8 protein-coding genes are annotated in these 6,272 nt (G+C 68.5%); 5 read left to right on the forward strand and 3 right to left on the reverse strand.

Annotation, left to right across the window (positions count from 1 at the left end; translation table 11 throughout):
- Positions 1-39: 39 nt before the first annotated feature.
- Complete coding sequence (locus tag ACFWUU_RS29825; RefSeq protein ID WP_380180210.1) at positions 40-918, reverse strand: aldo/keto reductase; 879 nt, start codon at positions 916-918, stop codon at positions 40-42.
- Positions 919-985: 67 nt separating this feature from the next.
- Positions 986-1,411: a hypothetical protein gene (locus ACFWUU_RS29830; protein ID WP_380180212.1), complete on the reverse strand. Its 426-nt coding sequence runs from the start codon at positions 1,409-1,411 to the stop codon at positions 986-988.
- A gap of 144 nt (positions 1,412-1,555) precedes the next feature.
- Here ACFWUU_RS29830 and ACFWUU_RS29835 point away from each other — a divergent pair, with 144 nt between their 5' ends.
- The gene (locus ACFWUU_RS29835) at positions 1,556-2,356 is read left to right on the forward strand and encodes an aldo/keto reductase (protein WP_380180214.1); all 801 of its coding nucleotides are present in this window, start codon (positions 1,556-1,558) and stop codon (positions 2,354-2,356) included.
- 75 nt (positions 2,357-2,431) lie between these two features.
- Entirely contained in the window at positions 2,432-2,557 is a 126-nt protein-coding gene (locus tag ACFWUU_RS29840; protein WP_380181775.1) for an SDR family oxidoreductase, read from the forward strand.
- Here the strand turns inward: ACFWUU_RS29840 and ACFWUU_RS29845 are convergent, their stop codons facing one another.
- Entirely contained in the window at positions 2,558-4,138 is a 1,581-nt protein-coding gene (locus ACFWUU_RS29845; RefSeq protein ID WP_380180216.1) for an alkaline phosphatase D family protein, read from the reverse strand.
- Between the two features lie 157 nt (positions 4,139-4,295).
- Between ACFWUU_RS29845 and ACFWUU_RS29850 the strand changes: the two genes are divergently transcribed.
- The 3 genes from ACFWUU_RS29850 (at position 4,296) to ACFWUU_RS29860 (ending at position 5,970) form a co-directional block, all read left to right on the forward strand.
- Complete coding sequence (locus tag ACFWUU_RS29850; RefSeq protein ID WP_130445777.1) at positions 4,296-4,526, forward strand: antitoxin VbhA family protein; 231 nt, start codon at positions 4,296-4,298, stop codon at positions 4,524-4,526.
- Entirely contained in the window at positions 4,523-5,314 is a 792-nt protein-coding gene (locus tag ACFWUU_RS29855; RefSeq protein ID WP_380180218.1) for a Fic/DOC family protein, read from the forward strand. Before ACFWUU_RS29850 ends, ACFWUU_RS29855 begins: the two co-directional genes overlap by 4 nt.
- 173 nt (positions 5,315-5,487) lie before the next feature.
- Positions 5,488-5,970: a GNAT family N-acetyltransferase gene (locus ACFWUU_RS29860; protein WP_380180220.1), complete on the forward strand. Its 483-nt coding sequence runs from the start codon at positions 5,488-5,490 to the stop codon at positions 5,968-5,970.
- Positions 5,971-6,272 lie beyond the last annotated feature (302 nt).

Below are 6,272 nucleotides of genomic sequence, written 5' to 3' on the forward strand. Positions count from 1 at the left end.
TATCCTCCACGCGCCGCAGAACGCCGTACCCGCCGCTCGTTATTCCGACGCGTCGAGTGCTGCGACCTGGTCCGGGGTCAGTTGTAGGTCGACCGCGGAGTAGGAGTCGCGGATGGTTTCAGGGCGGCTGGAGCCCGGGATTGGGATGACGATGGGGGACTTGGCGAGCATCCAGGCGAGGGTGAGTTTCTGGGGGCTGACGCCTAGCTCGGCTGCGAGGGTCTGGAAGGCGGGGTATTTCGCGCCGAGTTCCGCCGCGTTGGTGATGCCGCCGAGGGGGGACCACGGGAGGAAGGCGATGCCCAGTTCGTCGCAGAGGTCCAGTTCGGGTTCGCTGGAGCGGAACTTCGGGGAGAACTGGTTCTGGACCGACACCAGTCGTCCGCCGAGGATCTCGTTGGCCTGCTTGATCTGGGCTGGGTTCGCGTTCGAGATGCCCGCCATGCGGATCTTGCCGGCGTCGAGGAGGTCGCGGATCGCGCCGACGGAGTCCTCGTACGGCGTCTTCGGGTCGGGGCGGTGGAACTGGTACAGCCCGATCGCCTCCACGCCGAGCCGCTTCAGCGACGCCTCGGCCGCTTCGGCGATGTGCTTCGGGGAGCCGTCGAGGGTCCAGCTGCCGTCGCCGGGACGCAGGTGGCCGCCCTTGGTCGCGACCAGTACGTCGGAGGTGTCCCCGCCGTACGACGCCAGCGCCTTGGCGATCAGGCTCTCGTTGTGGCCGTCGTCGGTCGCGGTCAGGTGGTACGCGTCGGCGGTGTCGATCAGCGTGATCCCGGCGTCCAGCGCCGCGTGGATGGTCGCGATCGACCGGGCCTCGTCGGGTCGGCCCTCGATCGACATCGGCATGCCGCCGAGTCCGATCGCGGATACCTCGACGTCACCGATCCGGCGGGTCTGGTTCGTGTCAGTTGCCATACATCCAACGTCCCGCGCGACGACTGCGAATTCCAACAGGAATATCCGCACACACTCAGCAGCTCGACTACTGAATGTCGGCCACCGCGTCCAGCGCCGCGTGCAGGTACGGGATGAGCTTCACGACGTCGCCGTCGTTGAGCACGGTCGACCCGAGGACGGTCCGGTTCAGCATCATCCCGGCACAGATCGCGATCAGCAGCGCCGACCGCCCGGTCTTGTCCGGTCCGGGCAAACCCTCGGCGAGCCGGGCCTGGTAGTTCCGTTCGAGGCGGTCGCGCATGATCGCCGCGGCCCGCGGGTTCGCCACCGAGCGCAGCGTCAGCAGCATGCCGTCGGTCGCGTGCTGGTCCTCGCCTGTCAGTAGCGCCTTCGCCGCCTCATGGTTGAGCTCGGGCGTCCTCATCATCGACTTCTCGTACGCGACCTCGACGACCTCGGTGAACAGTCCTTCCTTCGAGCCGAAGTACTTGCCGATCAGCCGCGGGTCCACCTCGCGCGATCTCGCGTACGCCGGCACCGTCGTACCCGCGCTCGGTGAACGCGGCCTGCGCCGCCCGCAGGATCGCCGCCCGGGTGGCAGTAGCGCAAACTCGGTCCGGCCGGCCTCGCCGTCGGGGCTATCGGCTACGGCGCGATGGGTTTCGCCCGGCCGTACGGGCAGACCGCCGAGCAGTCCGGTGACGACGCCCTGATCGGCCGCGCCCTCGACCTCGGCGTCACGCTGATCGACACCTCCGACCGGTACGGCGACAGCGAGGAGATCATCGGCCGGGCGATCGCCGGCCGCCGCGACCAGGTCGTACTCGCGACCAAGTTCGGCATCGTCCGCGGCCCGGGTCGGGAGCAGGGAGCCGTCGTCGACGGCCGTCCGAAGTACGTCCGGCAGCAGGTCGAGCGCTCGCTCAGCCGTCTCGGCGTCGACCACATCGACCTCTATTACCAGCACCGGGTCGATCCGCGGACCCCGATCGAGGAGACCGTCGGCGCGATGGCCGAACTGGTTGCCGAGGGCAAAGTTCGGTACCTCGGCCTGAGCGAGGCCGCCCCCGACACCATCCGCCGCGCGCACGCGGACCACCCGATCACCGCGCTGCAGACCGAGTGGTCGTTGTGGTCGCGCGAGATCGAGGACGAGATCTTCCCGCTGACCCAGGAACTCGGCATCAGCATCGTCCCGTACAGCCCACTCGGCCGCGGCATGCTCACCGGCAACATCACGTCGTACGACGATCTGCCGGCGAACGACTACCGCCGCAAGATGCCGCGCTTCTCCCGCGAGGTGTTCGAGACGAACCTCGCCGCCGTACAGGCCGTCCGCGAGATAGCCATCGCGCACGACGCCGCACCGGGCCAGGTCGCCCTCGCCTGGAGGAGAACGCGGCCGCCGCCGACCTTGTGCTCACCGCCGACGACATCCAGCGGCTCGACACGATGAAGGTCGTCGGCGACCGCGAGCTGGAGATCGACGACAACTGGCTCAGCGGAATCACTCCGCCGCTGAGCTGAGCCGCTGCGTACCCACCACGGACAGCAGGCGTACGACGTCGTCGCCCAGGCCGTCGCCTGGCTGCTCAGCGACCGGGTGTCGTACGTGACCGGTGCCGTGCTGCGCGTGGACGGCGGCCTGGGCGTGTGATCAGGCTGAGTGGACGTGCGGGCGGCGGTCTTCCACGACGTACGTCGCTCGCGTGGTGATCGGGGCGTCCGGCGTTTCGACGTACGGGACGACGCGGAAGTCGGACTTCCACTGCTTCTGGTCGACCGTGACCCGGACGTACCCGCGCTGGGAGTTGAAGAACTTCAGGTGCGGGTTCGCCTCGAGGAACTGCCGGCCCTGGTCGGTCATGTCGGCGCCGTTGCCGCCGCTGGTGATCGACGTACCGACGAACTCGGTGCCGACCGTGGCGGAGGTTGGGTTGGCGTAGTCGCGCTTGAGTTCGAGAGCGTAGTTCTGGTGCCGGTCGCCGGTGATGACGACCAGGTTGCGTACTCCGCTGTCCTGCGCGGCGCCGAGCACCTTGTTGCGCTCGGCAACATAACCGTCCCACGGGTCCAGCCAGACATGGGTCTCCGGACCCGGCGTCCAGTCGGTCTGGCCCATCGGGGTCTGGTTGCCGATCACCTGCCAGCGGGCCTTCGACTGCCGGAACCCGTCCAGCAGCCAGGCGCGCTGTTTGCCGCCGAGCATGGTGTTGTCCGGGTTGAACCGGTCGTCACAGGTCGACGAGTCGCCGTCGCCGCACGGCTGGTCGGTGCGGTGCTGGCGGGTGTCGAGGATGGTGAAGTCCGCGAGCCGGCCGTACGGGAGGCGCCGGTGGTAGCGGATGTCCGGGCCGGACGGCATCTGCGCGTGCCGGAGCGGCAGGTTCTCGTACATGGCCTGGAACGCGTCGGCGCGACGGGCCCGGAACACGGCCGGGTCCTGGTCCGGCTCGGTGTCGGCCTGCGAGAGGTCGCCGGCCCAGTTGTTCTCCACCTCGTGGTCGTCGAACGTGTGGATCCACGGGTGCGCGGCGTGCGCGGCCTGTAGCGGCGCCTCGGTCTTGTAGAGGCTGTACTGCAGGCGGTACCGGGCGAGGTCGAAGGTCTCGGTGTGGAACCGCGGGTCGGTGGTGATGCCGCGCTTGTTGGTCTTCACGCCGGACTCGTAGATGTAGTCGCCGAGGTGCACGACCAGGTCCAGATCCTCGTTCGCCATGTGGTCGTAGGCGGTGAAGTACCCGTCCTGCCAGGCGTTGCAGGACGCGAACGCGAAGCGCAGGTCGCGCGGGTTCGTCAGCGGGTGCGGGGCGGTCCGGGTCCGGCCGGTCGGCGAGACCTCGCGGCCGGTACGGAAGCGGTAGTAGTACACGTGGTCGGGCAGCAGGCCGCGGACCTCGGGGTGGACGGAGTGGCCGAGCCCGGGCGTGGCGACGACGCTGGATCGCCGTACGACGTGGCGGAAGTTCTCGTCGTACGCGACCTCGTACTCGACCCGGACCGGGCGCGCGGGCATGCCGCCCTTCCCGTCGACGGCGTACGGGTCGGTGGCGAGACGGGTCCAGAGCACGACACCGTCGTACTGCGGATCGCCCGAGCCGACGCCGAGCGTGAACGGGTTGCCGGTGCCGGACGGGCTGGCGTACGTGGTCGAGGCGTCCCAGGCCCCGGTGCCGAGCAGTACGGCGGCGGAGCCCGCACCCCCGTACCCCAGGAAGCGACGGCGTGACACGGACATGGTTCCTCCAGGTGAAGGGCGGGAAGGAGCTGTCAGTGTTCAGGCGGTAGGTGGCGACAGGGTTAACGGATCTGCTCGGTAAGTTAACGCGTTGTGATGGTAGGAATTCGGACTTCGCTACGCTGTCCCGATTGCTAGCTACTCGGGGAGCTGACTGATGGCCTACGAACCGTGCCGCTATGCCCAGCGCTGGCCGGAGTTGTTCGAATCGCTCGACGATGACCAGAAGCAGCGGGTCAGCGACGCGCTCGCGAACAACCGGCTGGAAGGCTGGGAGCCGCAACGCGACGACGTCGCCGACCTGGCCGACCGCGAGGCGGGCCGGATCGATACCGCGGAGTACATCCGTCGCACGATGTCGAAGGTGACCGGCGGAGACCCGGTGTGACCTCACCGGAGGCGGAGCGCTGGAACGCTTACCTCTGGGAGCCCGGCGGCTGTCTACGGAACAAGCTCGGCATCAAGAACCCGATCGAGCTGCACTTCGCCGAGTACCGGCTGCGGTCGATGCGGCAGGGCGAGATCGATCGGGGTGAGGTGGATATCCCGCGTACGTACGACAAGGCGCATGTGCAGGCGATCCACAAGCATCTGCTCCAGGACGTGTACGACTGGGCCGGGGAGTTCCGCAACGTCGGGATCACCAAGCAGGGCAAGATGTTCGTGCCGGCCGAGCTGCTCGACAAGTGGACCGACAAGGTCAGCGCGAGGATCAACGACAAGGACTGGTCGACGATGTCGCGGGACGAGTTCGTCCAGAGCATCGCCGAGGTGTACAGCTACCAGAACCTCACCCACCCGTTCCGCGAGGGAAACGGTGCCGCGGGCAAGGTGTTCATGAACCACGTCGCCGAGATGTCGCCGTACCGCCTCGACTTCGACCGCGTCGAACGGGACGAGTGGAACGCGGCGTCCAGCGCGGCGTACCCGGAGGACCTGGAGAAGAGCGCCGACCCGGACCCGAGCAAGATGTACGCCGTCTTCGACAAGATCACCGTCGAGCGGGGTTCTGTGCTGCGGGCCGATCCGGAACTGGCGATGGCGCTGCAGCTACAGACCTCGACGTACGCCGGCGTCGACACCGACGCCCCGGACGCGAACACCGGAATGGGCGAACGCCCCGACGCATACGCCGCCACCCCGGAGGCCGACCAAGACACTGAACGCGACGACTAACCCCGGCTGTGACGGCTGAGCCGGGTGGGACGACTGCCCCTCCTGACGGCTGACTCCGGCCGCGGAGGATGAGCCCGGCAGCGGAGACTGGCCCCGGCTGCGACGGCTGACCCGGTCACGGCTGACCCTGGGGGCGACGGGCTGATCCCGGTTGCCGGTGCAGGATAGGCGGTATGCAGACCGACGAACGGATTCGCCGTGCCCGGCCGGAGGACATCCCGGCGCTTGTGGAGCTCGTATACGCGCTGGCGGAGTACGAACGCGCCCCCGACGAGTGCCACCTGACCGCCGACCAGCTGGAGACCGCCCTCTTCGGCCCCAACCCCGCGGTCTTCTGCCACGTTGCCGAACACGAAGGCGAGGTAGCCGGCTGCGCGATCTGGTTCCTCAACTTCTCCACCTGGCGCGGCGTCCACGGCATCTACCTGGAAGACCTCTTCGTCCGCCCCGAAACCCGAGGCACCGGCCTGGGCAAGGCCCTCCTCACAGCCCTGGCCCAGGAATGCGTCGAGAACAACTACGAACGCCTCGAATGGTCCGTCCTCAACTGGAACACCCCCGCCATCGACTTCTACAAGTCCCTGGGCGCCACCCCCCAAGACGACTGGACCGTCTACCGCCTAACCGACGGAGCCCTCACCAAACTCGGCTCATAGGAACTGGGGGTCAGCCCATCGCGGTGCTACGCGCGGCTCCTTCGTCGCCGTGCTACGCGCCGCACCCGCCCACCCCCGGGGCTTATCGCCCGGAGCATCCCTTCCGGCTATCGCCGGACTGGCGGGCTGCCGCCCGCACCCGTGCGCGCTGCCGCGCGTGCGACCGCCTCGTGGTGGGGTTGGTTCGTATCTGGCGAGCTGGCTGCGGTCAGCCCATCGCGGTGCTACGCGCGGCTCCTTCGTCGCCGTGCTACGCGCCGCACCCGCCCACCCCCGGGGCTTATCGCCCGGAGCATCCCTTC

The organism is Kribbella sp. NPDC058693, from assembly GCF_042715335.1.
GTDB lineage: Bacteria > Actinomycetota > Actinomycetes > Propionibacteriales > Kribbellaceae > Kribbella > Kribbella jiaozuonensis.

Coding starts and splice junctions, on each gene's coding strand:
- ACFWUU_RS29860 (WP_380180220.1), top strand. CDS start 5,488: ATGCAGACCGACGAACGGATTCGCCGTGCCCGGCCGGAGGACATCCCG.
- ACFWUU_RS29825 (WP_380180210.1), bottom strand. CDS start 918: ATGGCAACTGACACGAACCAGACCCGCCGGATCGGTGACGTCGAGGTA.
- ACFWUU_RS29835 (WP_380180214.1), top strand. CDS start 1,556: ATGGGTTTCGCCCGGCCGTACGGGCAGACCGCCGAGCAGTCCGGTGAC.
- ACFWUU_RS29845 (WP_380180216.1), bottom strand. CDS start 4,138: ATGTCCGTGTCACGCCGTCGCTTCCTGGGGTACGGGGGTGCGGGCTCC.
- ACFWUU_RS29850 (WP_130445777.1), top strand. CDS start 4,296: ATGGCCTACGAACCGTGCCGCTATGCCCAGCGCTGGCCGGAGTTGTTC.